Here is a 19,847-nt window from a genome sequence, read left to right as displayed (position 1 = left end):
GATCAAGAAGGGGTTGAAGTCAAGTGAGTGGAGCTTTTGTTGTACCCGACAAATGGAATTGGTTCACAGATAGTCGTTATGGCATGTTTATTCATTGGGGCCCATATGCACAGTTTGGACGGGGCGAACAGGTATTGTTCCGTGAGCATTTAAATCATGAGGAATATGCGAAGCAGGCTTGCGCCTGGAACCCGGAGCATTTCGATCCCGAATTGTGGGCTTATACGGCCAAGAAGGCAGGCTTCAAGTATGCTTGCTTCACCACAAGGCATCATGACGGATTCTGTATGTGGGATAGTGCCTACACGGATTACAGCAGCGCCAAGCAAGCCGCCGGACGCGACTTTGTGAAGGAATATACCGACGCTTTCCGCAAGGCGGGGCTACGCGTGGGCTTGTATTATTCCTGGATTGATTGGCGGTTGCCTGCTTACTTTGACGGTCCGCAGAAGGACCCCGAGGGCTGGGAGAGAATCAGAACCTATCTGCACAATCAGGTTAAGGAATTGCTCACCAACTACGGGCAGATCGACCATTTCTTTTTTGACGGGGTATGGCCGCGCAATGCCGATGACCTGCAAAGTGTAGAGTTGCTGGAGGAAATGCGTAAGCTTCAGCCCAATATTCTCATTAACAATCGGCTGGGTTATTCCAATAAAATCGAAGGCCACCGGGCCGATGGCGGCATTGGTGCAGGGGATTCGGATACGCTAGGTGACTTCGGCACACCTGAACACGCCATCGCTTCGGAAGCGACCCGGCTGTGGGAGTCTTGTCAGGTAACGACTTGGCGTTTATGGAGTCATGTGATTGGCGAACGTTGGCGCAATACCGATGTCCTGCTGGATATGCTGTGCGAATGTGCAGAAAAGGGAGGCAAACACGGAGGCAATCTGCTCCTTAATGTAGGTCCAACCGCAGACGGACAGCTTCCGCCTGAATTTGTGGAACGTGCGCTTGAAATCGGCCGCTGGCTGGACGTACATGGGGAAGCGATTTACGGCACGGATGGCGGCTCGTTGACCGAATTTATTACTCGGGGTCGTCAGACGATGAAGGATAACCGGCTATATCTGATTATCCGGTTCTGGGATGGCCGTCCTGAGCTGAAGCTGCGGGATTTGACAAGCCGTGTGCTGGACGTGGAACTGCTGACGACAGGTCAGTCATTGCCGTTCGAGCAGGAGGGCGACACGCTGATCATTAACGGTCTGCCACGGGAAGCGCCGACGCGTTTGTTCCCGGTAATCCGCATTACCTGTGACGGCAAGCCCACCACGAATGAGTGGGGAGAGTATCGACTCTGGGAAGGTGAGCCGGAGCGCGTGGCGGCTTGGGCTCGGGAGCGACGTGGCGGTTCTGTATATGTCGATGGGCGAGAGCGGTAGCAACAATAAACCCTTTATTTTCAGGAGGAAACAGCTATGAGTGTAGCAGAAGAGCGACTGGCGGCAGCAGGAATCGTATTGGGTGAGGTTCCACCTGCCGTAGCTAATTATGTGCCAGCCAAGCAGACAGGCAATCTCGTATATACCTCCGGGAATGACTGCCGGGTGAACGGCGTGTTGATGTATACGGGCAAGGTAGGTGCTGAACTCACGATACAGCAGGGGTATGAAGCTGCCCGTCAAGTGGCAATCAACCTGTTGACGGTGCTGAAGGCTGAGTTGGGCGACTTGGACCGCGTCAAGCAGGTCGTCAAAATGTTGGCGTTCGTCAATTCCGCTCCTGGATTCGTGGAGCAACCCTTCGTAATTAATGGAGCTTCGGACTTGCTGGTGGAAGCGTTTGGCGATGCTGGTAAGCATGCGCGTTCCGCGTTATCGGCGAATGAGCTACCTTTTAATACCCCGGTCGAGATTGAATTAATTGTGGAAGTAGATAGAGAGAGATGAGCAGCCTGGGTAAAGGAGACAGCGAGCAGATGGTGCCTGACATCAACCGTAATCGTGTTGCAGAAATTTTACAGCAGTTGGTCCGTATCCCCAGTATTAATCCGGCGTTTCCCGGTGGGACGGGAGAAGCTGAATTGGGGCGTTATGTGGAGGAATTCCTGCTTCGTCTAAATTTACCTGCTGAACGTCAGGTAGTGGCCGAAGGGCGCTTTAATGTGCTGGGCACACTGCCCGGCCGCAGCCAGCGCAAGCTGCTGCTGGAAGCTCATATGGATACGGTTCAGACCATCGGCATGACCATCCCACCCTTCGACGGCACGATAGAGGGCGGTAAATTGTACGGACGGGGAGCCTGTGATACCAAGGCTTCACTGGCCGCTATGCTGGCCGCAATTGAAGTGCTGGCGCTGGCTGGCATCCGTCCGGAAGTCACGATTGAACTGGCGGCGGTTGTCGATGAGGAAACAACCTATATCGGGGTATCCGCTCTTGCGGAGCGGATTAAGCCAGACGCTGCTGAATATATTGGTGCCGTAGTGGGCGAGCCGACAGGTCTTGATATCATTTCGGCGCATAAGGGTTGTTGCCGATTTTACGTCGATGTCAACGGCATAGCCTGTCATAGCTCCAATCCGGCGCTAGGGATTAATGCGATTGACCAGACGAGTAAGGTGCTGTCATTTGTGAACGAGCTACATGAGCGGCGTTATCCGCAGCGCGCCCATCCATTGACGGGTCCGCCGACGGTCTGCGTAACCGGCATTCAAGGTGGCGTTGCTCCCAATACGGTGCCTGCGCATTGCCGAATCACGGTCGATCGGCGTACGGTTCCCGGCGAAGAACCGCTTATAGTCTACGAGGAAATGAAACGCGAACTGGAGGAGCTAGCAGGTGCCGAGGGCTTGGAGTTAACTGTGAGTGAGCCGTTTGTAATCGACTATGCCATGGAGACGGATCAGAAAGAGCCGATCGTTCGCTATTTATTGACGGCAACGCAGACATATGAGCCGCAAGCGATCATCCGGGGCGCAGCCTATTGCAGCGATGCCAGCAAGCTGGTCAGAGTAGCTGTGCCGTCCGTGGTATTTGGCCCGGGCCATATTTCGGAAGCGCATACGCAGGACGAATGGATTGAGCTGATCCAAGTAGAGCAGGCGGTTTGCGCCCTTCGTGATTTGATACTGAATGTGAAAACGATTTAAGTCGAGTTAAGTCGAGCTAAAGAATAGGAAGGCGGGTCCACATTGAACATATTGCTATTCTACGATCAATCCTTTCCCTTTGAGGGCAAAAGGCCAGAGGCCTCATTTCTGACGGCGGCGTCCGCATGGGCCGAGGTGGTTGATACCGAAGGACTGGTGTCCAGACTGCAAGCGAACAAGTGGGACACGCTTGTATGGCTGCATGGTCCATATTTCCCCAAGGAGGCCTGGGCGGCGGTACGCGCCCATCTCCAGTCCGGTGGGGGTCTGCTGCATACGGGCGGGGCTCCTTTCCGGCGGCCAGTAGTACAGACGGACACAGGAGACTGGCGCATAGAACGCGAGCAGGTAGGCTACCACCAAGTGCTGGATATTCATGATGCTTTGCCTGTTGATGTCTCGCTCGTCCAGACCCAAAAAGCCGGGGAGGAGTTCCCCGTACTAAGCGGTAAAGAAAGCTGGTTTGGCATCGAGCCTACCTGGGGCCTCACTTTGCATCCGAGCAAAACAAGCGATATTCCCGCTGAGATGGGATCATGTGGGCCAATGGACTCTATCATTACACCGCTGCTGATCGGTGTTGATGCTACTGGGCGGGAGCGCGCTGCCTCCGTGGTACTTTTGGAGCAGAACAAGGGAATTTATGCCGGCGGACGTTGGGTGCTCGTCAATCAGGAGATCCCAGCTATTGTTGGCGGTGCGGAAGGAGCCGAGGTGCTGCGAGAACTGGCATTGTTCACGGGCTATGGCGTGACGGAAATCTGGCTCAAGCCTAATTATGCTTGCTACGAGCTTGGAGAGCAGCCGCTACTTACCTTGCAATTGCAAGCCCTTTCTCGCACGGAAGCGGGCGGGGAGAACCGTTGGAGCTTTGAAGTGGAGGTGCGCAAGGACGGGGTGGATGAGCCCGTTTGGACAGCCAGCCTGGAATTTGCAGCAGGAAGAGACGTTCCTGACTTGCAGCCCGTTCGTCTTCCGGTGAAGATAGCCGCTGAGCCGGGATTGTACCGGGTCAAGGCCTCTGCCTTGTCTGCCAAGGGAGAGCGCCGGGTGCTTATCCAGGCCTTCTGGGGTATGGACCGGGAGCTGCTGCAAAGCGGAGAGCCGCTAAAAGCGGGACGGGATTACTTCGAACGCGGCGGCAAGCCCGTGCCGATTGTAGGCATGACTTATATGACCTCAGATGTTTCGCGTAAATTTCTGCAATTGCCGAATGTGGAGCGCTGGGAACGGGATATGGGCGAAATGAGCCGGGCCGGCATTAACCTGATCCGGACAGGCATTTGGACGGGGTACCGTCAGATTATGTTTGCCGACGGTCACGCTGTTGAAGATGCACTACGCGCGATCGATGCTTTTATTTTAACAGCCAAACGGTTTGAGCTTGAAGTGACCTTCACCTTCTTCTCCTTTGCTCCCGAAAGCTGGGAAGGTGTTAATCCGTATCTGGACCCGCGTTCGCTTGAGGCACAGAAACGATTTATCGCAGCCATTGTGTCGCGTCAGCAGGGGACGACCAATGTGCATTGGGATTTGATCAACGAGCCGAGTCTGTTCGATCCGGCCCGTATCTTTGAAGGCCCAGTTACCGCACGAGACAACTATGAGCAGCAAGCTTGGTCAGAATGGCTGAATCAGCGTTACGAGGGCGATCTAGCGGCTCTGCAAGAACGTTGGAATATGACGCCTGAGCAATTGCCGGACTTTGCTTCCGCTCAAGCGCCGGACCCAGATGACAAGGTGTTTCGCAGTGTGGTGCAGCCGAAGAAATGGGCGCGTTGGCTGGACTTTACGTTATTTTCGATGGACATGCACAATCGCTGGGCTTCCGACCTGATCGGCACCTTGCGGCGCATTAATCCGGAGCATCTGGCGACGGTCGGACAAGATGAAGGGATCTGCTCACAGCGTCCATCTCCGTCGTTCTACGCCCAGGAGGTTGACTATACGACGGTGCATTCCTGGTGGCAAAATGATCATCTGGCCTGGGACGGCCTGTTCACGAAGACGCCGGGTAAGCCCAATCTGGTGCAGGAAACGGGCATTATGCATATACAGCATCCAGATGGACGCGCTAAACGAACCGAAGCCGAGCTGCGCAACATTCTTGAACGTAAATATGCGTATGCCTTTTCGACCGGGGGGGCCGGTGCTGTGCAATGGATTTGGAATATCAATTACTACATGAACAATGCCAACGAATCGAACATAGGGGCTTTGCGCGCTGATGGCACGCAGAAGCCGGAAGCCGATGTGTCTTATGATTTTGGCAGCTTTATGGGTGAGATTGGACAGTGGTTCAGTGGCCGGAAGCTGGAGGAAGTGGCGGTGGTCTATCCGTACTCCAACGACTTCTCCAACCAGCCGTTGGCATATGGAGCAACGACCAAGGCCATTCGTACCCTTGCGCATGTGATGAATGTGCATCCGCGTGGCATCGGGGAATATCACTTGTTTGAACTGCGCGAGCAGTCAGCCAAACTGATCATCGTGCCAAGCGCCCATAACTTTGACGATGGGGCTTTTGCCGAACTGATCGCGCTGGCGGAGCAAGGTGCTACTGTCCTGTGGAATGGCCCGATTCGTCTGGACGCGCATTGGGGAGAGGCCGCGGATCGCTTGCGAGAGGAACTGGGTGAGCTGCACCAAGGCAATGTGCTCAGGGAAGAGGTGCTGGAACTTGGTGGCATTCCGCATTCTGTAGCCTTCGGAGAGCGCAAGATTAATACGCTGGTCGTAGAGCGTCCAGCCACTTATGACAGCAAGCCGGGAAGCGCGTTGCAGCAGATCGTAGTAAGTCTGGGCGCTGGCAAGCTGATTTACAACCCGTTGCCACTGGAACTAAATGAACGGGATGAACCGATTATTGCTGCCTATCGGCACGCTTTGGCCGAGAGTGGTGTAACCCGAGAGCTGGAATGGCTGAAGGGTGGGAAACTGCCAGGGATATATGGACGCAAGCTGAGCTTTGAGCAAGCCAACCTTTATATTTTTGTCTCGGAGTTTGGAGCAGATGCCGAGATTGCGGTTCGAGATCCCGAGACGCAGGCGTCTTATCAGTTTATCGTGGAACGCGAGCGGACCGTCATGTTCGCCACAGACAAGCAAGGGGAACTACTGGCTGTGTATCGGCCCGAACAGGTTCTAATTGAGCGAATTTAACTAAATAAGTTTATTTAAGGAAAAGCATAACAAGCAAGCGAGAAAAATGATTCTGAAGAAGGTCAAAGCTTTCTGCAAGAAAGCTGCACCCTTAAGCATATGCTTGTTCGCCTTTGTGAGCAACAGCGATCGTAAGAACATTTTCTCGTCTGCTTCTTTGCGTTAAACATAAGTTCAACTTATTTTGACTAAAGGAGATGTTGACAAATGAGTTATCGCAATGCTTCGCTTCCTGCGAAGGAACGCGTGCAGGATTTGCTATCCAAAATGACGAGGGCTGAGAAGATTGGACAACTCGTTCAGCCTTTTGGCTGGAAATGCTACCGCAAGCTGGAGGACGGAACCGTAGAGGTGACGGAGGCCTTTAAGGAGCAGTTGAAAGCAGGCGGCGTAGGCTCATTGTACGGAGCGCTGAGAGCTGACCCTTGGACAGGCGTCACACTGGACACCGGGTTGTCCCCGCAGCAGGGGGCAGAGGCTGTCAATACAATTCAGCGATATGCGGTTGAACAGACACGGCTCGGCATCCCGATTCTATTTGGCGAGGAATGCTCCCATGGCCACATGGCTATTGGCGCAACTGTATTCCCGGTTCCACTAACGATTGGCAGTACGTGGAACCCGACCTTGTTCAAGGAGATGTGCCAAGTCGTAGCTGCGGAGACGAGGGCACAGGGCGGGGCGACGACTTATTCGCCGGTGCTCGATGTAGTGCGGGACCCACGCTGGGGACGAACAGAGGAGAACTTCGGGGAAGACCCCGTGCTGGTAGCTGAGATGGGTGTGGCCGCTGTGGAAGGACTTCAGGGTGATGATCTGGCATCGGAGAGCAGCGTCTTGGCTACGCTGAAGCACTACACCGCCTACGGCAGCTCCGAAGGTGGGCGTAACGGCGCACCGGCTCATATTGGCTTGCGTGAGCTGCATGAGGTTGATCTGTACCCGTTCCGCAAGGCGGTGGAAGCGGGGGCCGGCTCCGTCATGCCTGCGTACAATGAAATTGACGGTGTCCCTTGTACGTCCAATCGTTATTTGCTGCATGATGTGCTACGTGAGCAATGGGGCTTCGACGGCTTTGTCATAACCGATTGCGGCGCCATCAACATGCTGGTTAATGGCCATAACACGGCGGCAACAGGAGAAGAAGCGGTGGCGGCTTCCCTTAAAGCCGGAGTGGAGATGGAAATGTCCGGCGAAATGCTGAACAAATACGCAGATTCAGCTATAGAACAAGGCTGGATGGATGAAGCCGACCTGGACTTGGCTGTCGGCCGCGTGCTGGAAATGAAATTCAGATTGGGCTTGTTCGAGCGACCTTATGCGGATTCCGAGCGTGCCAAGGTCGTGATTGGGCGGCCCGAGCACAAGCAGTTGGCCCGCCAGGTGGCTGCTGAGGGAATCGTCCTGCTGAAAAATGAGCAGGCTACATTGCCGTTATCGCGCAAGCTCAGCAAGCTGGCCGTGATTGGCCCGAATGCCCACGCTCCATACCATCAATTGGGTGATTATACGTCGCCGCAGCGTAGAGAGCAGATTGTTACCGTGCTGGACGGATTGCGCGCGAAGCTTTCAGCAGAGCAGGCGGAGATTTTGTATGCGCCTGGCTGTCGGGTGCGAGGTGAGGATCGCGATGGCTTCCCGCTGGCGCTGGAGCAAGCGGGTAAGGCGGATGCTATAGTCGTTGTAGTGGGAGGATCAAGCGCCCGTGATTTTGGCGAAGGGTCGATCGATCTGCGGACAGGAGCGTCCAATGTCACGGACAATAGCTGGAACGATATGGAATGTGGCGAAGGCATTGACCGTACGACCCTTCATCTGACGGGAGTGCAACTGGAACTGGTGCAGGAGCTGCGTAAGCTCGGTAAACCGCTTGTTGTAGTATATATCAATGGCCGGCCGATTACGGAGCCTTGGATTGATGAACAGGCCGATGCCATTCTGGAAGCCTGGTATCCGGGACAGGAGGGTGGACATGCTGTTGCGGATATTTTGTTCGGGGATGTCAATCCTTCCGGTAAATTGCCCGTTAGTATTCCCAAGGAAGTGGGCCAGCTTCCGGTCTACTACCATTCCCGGCGTACACGGGGCAAGCGTTACCTGGAAACCGATCTTGCTCCTCGTTACCCTTTTGGTTACGGCTTAAGCTATACTACCTTCGAATACAGGGATTTGCGGATTGAGCCTGCTGTGATCAACGAGTCAGGTGAGGCAACGGTTACGGTCCAGGTGGAGAACACCGGAACAGTAGCAGGGGCAGAGGTCGTGCAATTGTACGTATCTGATCTGGCGGCTTCCGTGACGCGTCCGGAGAAGGCACTCAAGCGGTTTGAGAAGATCGAGCTTGAACCTGGTGCAACCCGGGAAGTCAGCTTCGTCCTTAACCGTGAGCAGCTTGAGTTGGTGGGACTTGATTTGCAGGCTGTCGTTGAACCTGGCGCTTTCGATATTATCGTCGGCCCGAGCAGTGCAGAAGGATTAGTCGGCCGGTTGACGGTTGAATAACTAGCAATACAAACGGTGCTACGGCCATAGCCGTCGGCACCGTTTGTGTATGCTTGTGAGTAGCCTTTATAGGGAAATCCTCACTATAATTTGTCCAAAACGAGCTAAATCATCGATTTATAGGGAATTCCTCCAGCTAAATGTCCATCCTTTGGCCCCAATCGCCGATTTGCATAAGATTATAGGGAGGAATTCCAGTTAATTCCCTTATTTATCACGATCGCCAATAATTAGCGGGAGTATTTCCCACTAAATTCCTCGGCCGTGCTCCTATTCGAGCTTTCTCTACTACACTCCCTCACTATACGCACTTTATCTTCACTATCGCACTGCTGTCCTCCCCTCACTATTCACTTTTCCCTCACGATTATACCGCCGCCGTCCCTCACCCCTCTGACTAGTAACAACCCTCGCTCACTGTGTCCACACCACGCACACCACGCGCATTCTCAGCACACGATACTTGCATGCTCTGACAGCTTTCATAGAAGCGCATCACTCCGCGCATACATATATCTCAATAGTAGCCCCACTTATCTAGTAGCAGCTAACTATACAGTGGATATAAATAGAACCCCCTAGCAGACAATGGCTGCTAGGGGGCTCGTAGTCTTTTCAGATCAACCTTTCACCGAACCAATCAATAGACCCTTGATGAAATAGCGTTGCAGGAAAGGATAGAAGAGTACGACAGGACCGATGGTCAGAATGGCGGTGGCCATTTTGACGGATTCCTGCGGCATGGTGCCTGTGCCGGACAGTACACCGCTGCTCTGCATCTGCTGGATCATATTAATCTCTGAGTTCAGCTTGAATAACAGATACTGCAGCGGGTACAGTTGCTGGTCGTCCACCAGCATGATGGCGTTAAACCAGTTGTTCCAGTAGCCGATGCCGTAGAACAGCGTGATGGTAGCCAGTACGGGCATACAGAGCGGAAAGTAGATACGAAACGCAATATAGAAGTCGCTGGCGCCGTCAATTTTGGCTGCTTCGGTAAGAGATACCGGAATTTGCGACATATAGTTTCGTACCAGAAATAGGTTGAATGGGTTAAAAATCAAAGATGGTACAATAAGAGCAAAGATCGTATTCTTAAGGCCTAATTGCAGATTGATCAGGTACCAGGGGACCAGGCCGGTGTTGAATACCATTGTAATGAAGAAGAAGATGGCTAGTTGATTGCGGTATTTGACATGCTTGGCTGACAGGGTATAACCGGCCATGCCTGTCATTAGTACGGCTGCTGTCGTCCCTACGACCGTAATAAAGATAGAGATCATATAGCTGCGATAGAGCGGTGTATTACCGAATAGCAGCAGCTTGTAGGCATCGAAGGAGAACTTGTCCGGAATTAATTGATATCCAAATTGCTTGATGCTGGCTTCATCGGTCACTGACACCATCAACACTAGTAGCATTGGCAGAATGCATAGTATGGAAAATAGAGCGATAAAGGTATAGTTGGCGAGGTCAAACGGTTTAATTTTCTTCATAGTCACACGGCACTCTCCTTTTCAATGCTTGTTCAAAAAGTCGGTTTTTCAGGACCAAGAAGGTTGGATGAAGCTAGGGACTGAGTAGCGCAGCGTACGTATTGGGTACGTGAGCAACGGAAGTCCCGGGTGAATTCAAGATTCGATGTTGAATCCACTCCTTGAATAGCTTCGTCCTGGGAAGACGACTTTTTGAAGAACCTCTTTCTACGATTAGGATATTAGAATAGGGCGTGATCGGGATTAATCTTCCGCACAATCCGGTTGCTGCCCCAGACGAGAATGAACCCGACCACCGACTGGTAGAGGCCCACGGCCATGGCTTGCGCGGGGTTCCCGATGGTACGTAGAGAACGGAACACATACGTATCAATAACGTCAACCGCCGGGTAGAGGACCCCGTTGTCCTTGATAATTGCGTAGATCATATCGAAGCTGCCGTACATGATCTTGCCAAGCGCCAGCAAGGACAGGATGATGATCGTGGGCATCATGAGCGGGATCGTAATCCGGCGAATCAATTGCCAGCGGCTTGCTCCGTCAATGCGGCCCGCCTCGTAATACGTATCGTCGATACCGGTAATCGCCGCCAGATAGATGACCAGATTCATACCGACGTCCTTCCAGACGGCAGCGCTTACGAGAATCGAAGTCCAGTATTGTGGGGAGGAGTACCAGTTGATAGCATCCAGGCCAAACCAGCCGATAATTTTGTTGATCACGCCATAGTCCGTGGAGAACAAGCTGTAGATGACATAGCTGACGATAACCCAGGATAGAAAATGCGGGAACAAGATCGTGGATTGCGTAATTCGGGAAAATAACTTGCTGCGCAATTCATTAAAGAGAATGGCCAGTGCCATAGCCACGATCGTCCCAACCACGATAAACAAGAAGTTGAGCTTCAGAGTGTTGAAGGTGACCTCCCAGGCTCTGGGGGACTTGAAGAAAAATTCGAAGTTATCGAGCCCAATCCATTTCGAGTTGAACAACCCGGTCTTAAAATTAAATTTCTGGAAAGCGATTAACATATACGGCAGAGTGAAGTAGCCGAAAATAAGGGTATAGATGGCAGCCGGGATAACTAGCAAGTAAGCGGAGCCATTATGTCTTATTTCATGGAAAAAACCTTTTTTGCGTTTGGTTTGCATAACGATTCAGTCACGTCCTTTCCCTCGGTTGTTGTTGCTTGGTCTGATTTTAGTGTAAGAGGGCCGGGGGCGTCGGTAAACTTTGAATAGTGGATGATACCGGGTTTGAACGGGTTAAATAGAACTTCAAAATTGGGCCTGAACTTCAAGTTTGAGCAATACTCCGAAGTGAAGAAGCCCGTGCTACTTGGCGAAAAGCCTTGTCCCGTCAAGGTTTTGCCTGCCCAAGCTTTATAGTTCACATCATTAGTGAAGGCCCTACGGGCTATTGAACTATTCCGAGAAGGACTTAAAATAGGAATAAGAAATAATTAAAGCGCTTTCTTACAGCTTGTGTCACGTTTTAGAAGGGATGTATCAAAGGGGGAAAGGCAGATGATTAGACAAAGGCTGATACGCTATTCTGTTTACCGCAACATGTTTCTAAGCTTCGTGCTGTTGACGGCCGGAATTATCGCCCTGGTGACCGTAGTATTGTTCGCCCTGTTTTCCTGGAGTACGGCACGAGAGGTTGGCCATATATCCGAGTCCATGCTGAAGCAGAATAGCGCGGTATCCAGCGTCATTAAAGATGAAGTGTATAATATCGGTAACTTGTTACTGGCAGATAGGCAAGTCGTCTCGGCTTTGTTTGATAACGATGCGGATCAGATCAAGAGATATCATGCATCGTTCGCGTTGCAGCGAATGCAATCAACCTATCCATATATTCAGTCCATCGGCCTCTATAACGGCTTGACCGACACCTATATGAATACGACGGGGATTTCGCATGAGCAGGAACAACCCCTGTTGCAGCAGATAGTCCAAAAAAACGGCTCTTATTTTAACCTGTTCCCCAGAACGGTAAATGTGCCAGGCTCCTCCCAGGAACGGCAGGTGCTCACCTTCGTCCTGTTGCCCAGCTATTATTCCTTGATGCCGGCGCGAGGGGCGCTCCTGATTAATATTGATTCGGAGTACATTCAGTCGTTGATCGGCGGCTACAAGAATGATGCTGCGGATGAATTGTTTGTCGTCAATGCGAAAGGCCAAGTCTTGACGCATTCGGAGTCGGATCGCTTCCTGACCGACATGTCCGGGGACCCCAATATTCAGCATATTCTGGAGACGGACCAGCCCAGTGGTTATTTCATGGACGGCAAACGCAAGCTGGTCACTTACGTCAAATCACCGGATATGGACTGGATGTTTGTCAGCGTTAGCGATTATAAAAATTTGCTATTTAATATGAACTTGTTGAAATGGTCGGCCTTGGGTCTGGCTGTGCTTATCTTCGCCCTTAGCCTTGGCGTGTCCCTATGGCTCACCAATCATGCTTATAATCCTCTGCGCCATCTGCTCGAAAAGATGTTGCCGGCAGGTAAAACGAAAATCGGCAATATGCGGCTTAATGAATTTGCATTGCTGGATGATAGTTACTCCCAACTGAAGGAACGCCTGTCTGCCATGGAGTCGGCGGCCAGTAGAGGGCAGCAGGCTGAATTGGTGCAAATGCTCAAAGGCGGCAATTCGCTGCAATATGAGCGGTTCAAGCAGCATTTTCCGGCCAAGCGGTATTCAGTTATGGTCATTCTGGTGGACAAGCTTAGCCACTTCCGTAATCATGGGGACGCTGAGACCAGGTCCTTCGCTTATGCTTCAATCTACAAAATGGCCGAGGAGGTACTGGGTGAACACGAAGCCCGGCTCGCCATTGCTGGCGAAGGAATAATTACCGGTGTATTGAAGGCTTCGGAGGGACCGTATCCGACGCAGCCGGGGAGTGCCTTTATTGAATTGCAAAGTCAAATTTATGAGAAGTTAGGCGTATCGGTTACGATTGGCATTGGCCCCTCAGCCTACGAGTATGATGAGCTATGTGTATCCTTCGAGAAAGCCTGCACTTGTGTCCAGCAGCGCTTCTTGCAAGGGGCGGGGCAAATTCATTTTTGCGGTCAGGAAGAAGGGCCTGCGGAGAGCAAGGAATACCCTCATAAATATGAGACAAGTATCATCGATGCGATTAAATTGCAACAACGTTTCCGTCTGAACCGGGAGATTGAACAGTGGCTGCATGGAATCCGGGATTGCGAGTATCATGAAGCTTTATTTTACATGAACCAATTGGTAGGAAGCTTGTATCGGCAATTTCATGCGAAGACGTTACGTGATTGCAGTGTATCCGCATCCTTCTCGCAGTTCATTCACCACATCGATGTCTACGAGACGCTGGAGGAAATTGGCGATGCTCTGAAGGAATTGGCTCACCGGCTGTGCGATGAGATGGAAGAAGCGAGCGATGCCAGATACAAGAAGATCGTATCCGACATCAAGAGGTTTGTGGAGAAGCATTATATGCGTCCGGACCTTTCCCTGGAGCTGGTGGCCAGCGAAGTAAGTCTCTCGCGGAGTTATGTGGGCAAGCTGTTTAAAGCGCACTGTCATATTTCCTTCAACGACTATATGAACGGGGTCAGGTTGACCAAAGCGAAGGAACTGTTAATGGCTAGCGATATGCCTGTGCAACTTGTCAGCGAGCAGGTGGGTATTTACAATACTACGTATTTCTATACCTTGTTCAAGAAGCATTACAAGATGTCGCCGGCGCAATTTCGCTTGCAAGGTAATGTGCGGGAAGGAACAGCTCAATAACGTAGCTTGTCAGTATTCAAAATTGGGCAATCCCCAATTCAAAATCAATCTGTCGTTTGCAAAAAGAAGTAATCCCTATTATTGAAGTATACGACCGCGTTCCCCTCCATTATATTAGGCACTAGCAACACTCAAACCACATAAACGGAAGGGGATGCTCCACAATGAAGCACTGGAAACGATGGCTTGGACCAGTCCTGATATTCGCATTGCTGTTAGCGGGTTGTTCGGGAGGTAATAAGAACACGCAAGGAAACGGCGGGGGAGAAGAAGGAGGGGCGGCTGCTGGGAAATTACCGGTACGCTACTTGCTTCCTGGCAATGAACCTGAAGGCTTGGATGAGGTTGTGAAGGCAATTAACGAGAAGATGGAGGCAGATGGTCTCAATCTGGTATATGAACCCACCTATATAGCTTGGGATGCCTGGGATCAGAAGACCAACCTGATGATGTCGACCGGCGAAGAGTTCGAATTGATTGCTATCATGCATGATACCAAAGGACCTAACGTGCTGGCCGGTAATGGCGGTATTATTCCAATTAACGATCTACTGGATGAATACGGTCCTGTGCTGAAGGAGAAGCTGCCGGACTGGGCGTGGGAATCAGTTAAGACGGATGGGAAAATTGTAACCGTTCCCAATTTCTGGATCGACGTAGCGATGAACGAAGGCATGATTACGTTCCGGGTGGACATGCTGGAGCAACATGGTCTGCAACCACCTAAAACTACAGAAGAACTGCTGAATGTTGCCGAGGTGTTCCAGAAGAACTGGCCACAGGACAACAAAAATGTATACATCAAAGTGTTAACGGAGCCAGCTAACCACTTGCATACTACCTATGAGACTTATCCATTCACCGTGGTCGATACGTTGATTTATGTCGATCAGGAGGGCCAGGTCAAGTCTTGGCTGGAGACCGAAGAATTTAAGAAAGACATTCAGTTTATGAATGAAGCTTATAAACGTGGCTTGATTATGAAGGACGTTCTGACGGCTCCGGCCGAAGTAATCAACCAAGAGGAACTGGCTGGGCGTTATCTGTTCCGTCCGGGCGATGTTGGCCTTAACGATGCGGTGCGCGCAGAGTTCCCAGGCGCACGCAACGATGCGTTCTATATGAACGACACAATCAAATTCAGAGCGAATGCGCTGCGTAATTCCAACGGCGTATCGGCTACGACTCCTCATCCGGAAGCGGGCATTCAGTTCTTGAACTGGGTATTCAGTGACAAAGCGAATTTCGATTTGGTGCAAAGTGGTATCGAGGGTGTGCATTGGAAGAACACCGGAGACCAGAAGAAAGACATCCTGGCTACAACGGACAATGGCGCTCCCGTCTATGAATTGGCGAACTGGTTGCTGGGGCATGTCGAATTCAACCGTTACCAAAGCAATATTGAAGATGGACGTCTGGAACGTCGTACTACAATTGCAGAGGATGCCATCAACAGTGTAACGATCGGGTTTAACTTTGATCCGACGAATGTAGCGAGCGAGTATGCCAACAGTATGGCGGAACTCAAGACCAGTATCTATCCGCTGATGTATGGCGTGGTCGATTATGACGCAGGCTTCCCTAATGCGTTGCAGAATATGAAAGCAGCAGGCCTTGATGCCGTGGTTGCCGAATATGATAAGCAGTTCCAGGAATGGCGCAGCAAGCAATAAGCTAATATGAAATGAGCGAACAACAAAAAACGGTCGTGTCCGGGAGTCCACCTGGCACGGCCGTTTCTTGTCTTACCTTGATAGCTACATGAAGTCAAAGAAATACCTTGTCACATGGAAGAACACGGGAGATGTATACGTCAAGCTGTCGACCAGGTTCAAATAGATCTTCCTTGGGTGATTAACTTGATCCTCTTGACCAATCCGCAGATCACGCTTGAGTACGGAGACCGTGAGGCTGCCGATGAAGCCGCCCAGGCCGATCAGGCTGCCTGCGAACAAGCCAAAAGAGGCATCGAGCGGGGTAAAGAATGGCGCCAGCAAATAGGCGGCTCCCGTCGTAGACAGCATGGCCACAATGAAGCCTTCCCAGGTCAGGTAGGGATTGGCTGTCGGGGCGATTTTATGTTTGCCGATATAGTAGGAGGCCAGGTAGTGCACAATATCGTTAAGTTGAGTCAGTACGACGAGCAGCAATACCAGTCCTGCGCCGTATTGTGGGGTGGCGAAGGGGAAATAGGCCAGGTGGCTAAGACCGAAGACCATCAGCATCAGGCCCCATTGCACACGGCTTACGCTGCGCAGAAATCCTGCCGTACCTTTGTTGACGATGCGGGGGAGGGGGAGGAACAGGAACACGTATACGGGAATAAAGATGATGAACATGCCGTACCACTCAATATATATCCAGTAGAACTGTGCGGGAATGGACAGGTATGCCCAGAGATACAAGCGACGCTCGGCTTTGCGTGAACGAATCATGGAGAAGTATTCCTTCAGTGCGAAGAAGGAGAGCAGCATGATGCCCAGCAGCGACACGATCGGGTTGAACAACGTCGCCAGACATAAAATCAGCCACATGCCCCACCAGGTCCATAGCCGTTGGCTCCAAACCGAGTAATCTTTTGCGCGGTTCCGCCGCTTGAGTACGAAATATATAGAATGAATGGCCGCCAAGGACCAAAAGATAACGATCAACGTCCAGTGCAAATTGTTCATTGTTTCTGTCGCCTGCTTCCTTCGAGAGGTAGATTCCACCAAAGGAATCATATGTTATTATGGAGGAATAGTCCATACTTGATAAGGGGATTTCATCGATGTTAGAGGAACGCTCGGTGTTTATTTTGCTAACGAATACAGGTACGTTATTCACGAAAATGATTAAGGGCTACACCAGAGCCCCCTATAATCATGCTTCCATCTCCTTTAACCGGGAGCTATCGGAGCTATACAGCTTTGGGCGGAAGAATCCGAATAATCCGCTTAACGGCGGGTTTGTGAAGGAGGATATCCAGACCGGGACCTTTAGCAAATACCCCAATACGACCTGCGTAATGTATGAGCTAAGAGTAACGAGCCGTGAGGTGGAGAAGATGGAGCGGGTGCTCGATCTCTTCATTCGCAAGCGGGAGAAATATTTATACAACATCCTTGGGGTGATTGGCATCGCCTTGAAGGAGCCGGTCGAGTTCAGCAATTCCTACTTCTGCTCCCAGTTTGTCGCCGAGGTGCTGGAGCGTTCAGGGATCAAGCTTTGGAACAAGCTGCCCGCTCTGGTGACGCCGGATGACTTCCGTCAGTGCGAGCGCTTGAAGCTGGTGTATGAAGGTAAGCTAAGCGAGTATCGGCCTTAAAAATTATAATATTCACTACAACTGTGATTCCGATGTATAATAGACTTGTCGACAAGTACACAATATTAACGAAAAGAGGGTTAACGATGTTCAGAGCAACGGAGGATCAGGAATTTTATGAGCTGCTGAGCCCTACAATATTGCCTAAGGCTTCGGGATTTCTGTGGAACGAAACTATGATGATTCATATGAATTGCCGCGGCTATGCCGTAGCCCAGTTCATGCAGCCGGAGCCGGCAAAGTATTCCTATGCACCCAATCTGGAAGCTAAAACATTTATGCAGCCCGAGCAGCCATATTATGCTCATCATCCGGGTCGCTTCGTCTTTGTAAAGGACGAGGAAACCGAAAGCGTATTCTCGGCGCCCTATGAGCCAGTACGCGTGGGCACAGACAGCTACAGCTTCGCAGCAGGAAAGAGCAGTATCGTCTGGACCGTGGAACATCAGGGCGTGCAGGTGGAGATGACGCTTAGCTTGCCCAAGCAAGATCCGCTGGAGCTCTGGCGCGTCAAGATCAAGAATACCTCTTCCGTGAAGAAGAAGCTCAGTGTGTATCCGTATTTTACTGTGGGCTATATGTCCTGGATGAATCAGGCGGGCGAATATCTTCAGGAGCTTCAAGCTATCGTGTGCTCCGCTGTGACCCCGTACCAGAAATATCAGGACTACGATAAAATCAAGAACTTCCGTGATAAAACCTTCCTGATTGCTGAGCAATCGCCAACCTCCTGGGAGGTAAGCCAGGAAGCATTCGAAGGGGAGGGGGGCATTACGATGCCGTCCGCCCTTGCCGGGGAGGAATTGGCGGGAGGCGATGCCCGTTACGAAACACCGGTGGCCGTCATGCAATATCGTGTAGAATTGGTCCCGGGAGAAGAGAAGGAGTACCGCTTCCTGTTCGGACCTGCGCAGGACGAGCAGCAAATCGCCCAGATCCGCGAGACTTATTTCCTGCGTGGCTCTGAGATTGGTGAGGATGGCTTTACTGCCGCTCTGCAAGAATATGACCAGTATATTCGCGAGGGTAAGGGATGTCTGACGATTAGCACACCGGATGCAGATCTGGATAACTTCGTTAACCACTGGCTGCCCCGGCAAATTTATTATCATGGTCAGACCAACCGGTTAACGACCGATCCGCAGACTCGTAACTACTTACAGGACCATATGGGCATGAGCTATATCAAACCGAAGGTGGCACGGGCGTCCTTCCTGACGGCGATGAGTCAGCAGGAGGTTAGTGGTGCCATGCCGGACGGGATTGTGCTGCACCCGGATGCGGAACTGAAATATATTAACCAGGTGCCTCATACCGACCATTGTGTCTGGTTGCCGATTTGCCTGGCCACATATCTTGACGAGACGGGGGACTATTCGATTCTGGAGGAACGGGTTCCTTATGCTGGCAGCGGAGAGATTACCCCGGTGTATGAGCATGTGGACCGGGCGATGCGCTGGCTGATTCATGACCGTGACGAGCGGGGATTGAACTATATCAATCAAGGGGATTGGTGTGACCCGATGAATATGGTCGGGTACAAAGGCAAAGGCGTCTCCGGCTGGCTAACGATTGCTACCGCCTATGCCTTCCAGGTCTGGGCCGATATTTGTGAACAAAACGGCCAAGCTGAGCAGGCGGAAGCCTACCGCACTGCTGCGCAAGAGACCAACGATGCCGTTAACCGCCATTTGTGGGATGGAGAGTGGTATGCCCGGGGGATTACGGATGATAACGTCGTATTCGGAATTCACACGGACAAGGAAGGGCGGATCTTCATCAATCCGCAGGGCTGGTCGCTGCTTAGCGGCGCTGCAGATAGCGACAAGAAGGAGAAGCTGATGCAGGCGGTCAAGGAGCAACTGGAGACGCCGTATGGCGTGGAGAAGCTGGCTCCTTCCTATACCGCGATGCGTGAGGACGTGGGGCGGGTAACTCAGAAGCATCCGGGCTCAGCCGAGAACGGGGCTGTCTATAATCATGCCGCTGCCTTCTACATCTACGCGTTGTATACGGTAGGCGAGCAGGAAGATGCGTTCCGGCTGCTGCGCAAGATGTTGCCTGGGCCAGACGTGGATGATATCGTTCAACGTGGCCAGCTTCCTATCTTCATCCCCAACTATTACCGGGGAGCCTATCGTCAATTTCCACGTACAGCGGGACGCTCCAGTCACCTGTTCAATACAGGAACGGTGCCTTGGGTGTATCGTTGTCTGATCGACGGATTGTTTGGCGTACAGGGCACCAAGGACGGGATTCGCATTCGTCCGCAATTGCCAAGTACTTGGCCAGAGGCCAAGGTGACTCGCAGCTTCCGCGGAGCTACGCTGGATATTGAAATGAAGCGGGAAGCCGGTATTATGTCGGCGGAGGTTTACGTGGCTGACCAACTGGTAGAGGATGGCGTACTGCGAGATGTGCAGCAAGGCCGGAAATACCGGGTGCTGGTGAAGCTGCCGCTGGAAGGTTAGATACATTGAATTAATGCAAAAAAACGG

12 protein-coding genes are annotated in these 19,847 nt (G+C 51.8%); 9 read left to right on the top strand and 3 right to left on the bottom strand.

Features of this window, described 5'->3' with window-relative positions; genetic code table 11:
* Positions 1 to 23 precede the first annotated feature (23 nt).
* The 5 genes from BN3279_RS08640 to BN3279_RS08620 all read left to right on the top strand — a co-directional run bounded on the left by BN3279_RS08640 (position 24) and on the right by BN3279_RS08620 (position 8,761).
* Positions 24 to 1,388, top strand: a complete 1,365-nt coding sequence (locus tag BN3279_RS08640; protein ID WP_059050214.1) for an alpha-L-fucosidase — start codon at positions 24 to 26, stop codon at positions 1,386 to 1,388.
* Between the two features lie 36 nt (positions 1,389 to 1,424).
* Positions 1,425 to 1,895: a RidA family protein gene (locus BN3279_RS08635; RefSeq protein ID WP_059050213.1), complete on the top strand. Its 471-nt coding sequence runs from the start codon at positions 1,425 to 1,427 to the stop codon at positions 1,893 to 1,895.
* Positions 1,892 to 3,097, top strand: coding sequence for a M20 family metallopeptidase (locus BN3279_RS08630; protein WP_232436788.1), 1,206 nt, complete (start codon positions 1,892 to 1,894; stop codon positions 3,095 to 3,097). Before BN3279_RS08635 ends, BN3279_RS08630 begins: the two co-directional genes overlap by 4 nt.
* Positions 3,098 to 3,139: 42 nt before the next feature.
* On the top strand, positions 3,140 to 6,259 hold the full coding sequence (locus BN3279_RS08625; protein WP_059050212.1) for a beta-galactosidase: 3,120 nt from the start codon (positions 3,140 to 3,142) through the stop codon (positions 6,257 to 6,259).
* Between the two features lie 207 nt (positions 6,260 to 6,466).
* Entirely contained in the window at positions 6,467 to 8,761 is a 2,295-nt protein-coding gene (locus tag BN3279_RS08620) for a glycoside hydrolase family 3 N-terminal domain-containing protein (RefSeq protein ID WP_059050211.1), read from the top strand.
* 620 nt (positions 8,762 to 9,381) lie between these two features.
* On the opposite strand, the gene BN3279_RS08615 is transcribed toward BN3279_RS08620, so the two are convergent.
* Positions 9,382 to 10,257: a carbohydrate ABC transporter permease gene (locus BN3279_RS08615; protein ID WP_059050210.1), complete on the bottom strand. Its 876-nt coding sequence runs from the start codon at positions 10,255 to 10,257 to the stop codon at positions 9,382 to 9,384.
* Positions 10,258 to 10,478: 221 nt separating this feature from the next.
* Positions 10,479 to 11,408: an ABC transporter permease gene (locus BN3279_RS08610; protein ID WP_059050209.1), complete on the bottom strand. Its 930-nt coding sequence runs from the start codon at positions 11,406 to 11,408 to the stop codon at positions 10,479 to 10,481.
* Between the two features lie 375 nt (positions 11,409 to 11,783).
* Here BN3279_RS08610 and BN3279_RS08605 point away from each other — a divergent pair, with 375 nt between their 5' ends.
* On the top strand, positions 11,784 to 14,042 hold the full coding sequence (locus BN3279_RS08605; RefSeq protein WP_059050208.1) for an AraC family transcriptional regulator: 2,259 nt from the start codon (positions 11,784 to 11,786) through the stop codon (positions 14,040 to 14,042).
* A gap of 164 nt (positions 14,043 to 14,206) precedes the next feature.
* Positions 14,207 to 15,715: an extracellular solute-binding protein gene (locus tag BN3279_RS08600; RefSeq protein WP_059050207.1), complete on the top strand. Its 1,509-nt coding sequence runs from the start codon at positions 14,207 to 14,209 to the stop codon at positions 15,713 to 15,715.
* A gap of 84 nt (positions 15,716 to 15,799) precedes the next feature.
* Here the strand turns inward: BN3279_RS08600 and BN3279_RS08595 are convergent, their stop codons facing one another.
* Positions 15,800 to 16,714, bottom strand: a complete 915-nt coding sequence (locus BN3279_RS08595; RefSeq protein WP_059050206.1) for a phosphatidate cytidylyltransferase — start codon at positions 16,712 to 16,714, stop codon at positions 15,800 to 15,802.
* A 98-nt stretch (positions 16,715 to 16,812) separates the two neighbouring features.
* Between BN3279_RS08595 and BN3279_RS08590 the strand changes: the two genes are divergently transcribed.
* The gene (locus BN3279_RS08590) at positions 16,813 to 17,349 is read left to right on the top strand and encodes a hypothetical protein (protein WP_059050205.1); all 537 of its coding nucleotides are present in this window, start codon (positions 16,813 to 16,815) and stop codon (positions 17,347 to 17,349) included.
* Between the two features lie 86 nt (positions 17,350 to 17,435).
* Positions 17,436 to 19,820: a GH36-type glycosyl hydrolase domain-containing protein gene (locus BN3279_RS08585; RefSeq protein WP_059050204.1), complete on the top strand. Its 2,385-nt coding sequence runs from the start codon at positions 17,436 to 17,438 to the stop codon at positions 19,818 to 19,820.
* Positions 19,821 to 19,847 lie beyond the last annotated feature (27 nt).

It is taken from the genome of Paenibacillus senegalimassiliensis, from assembly GCF_001486585.1.
Classification (GTDB): domain Bacteria; phylum Bacillota; class Bacilli; order Paenibacillales; family Paenibacillaceae; genus Fontibacillus; species Fontibacillus senegalimassiliensis.
The sequence above is the reverse complement of the archived record's forward strand: the minus strand, read 5'-3'. Positions and strand labels throughout refer to the sequence as shown.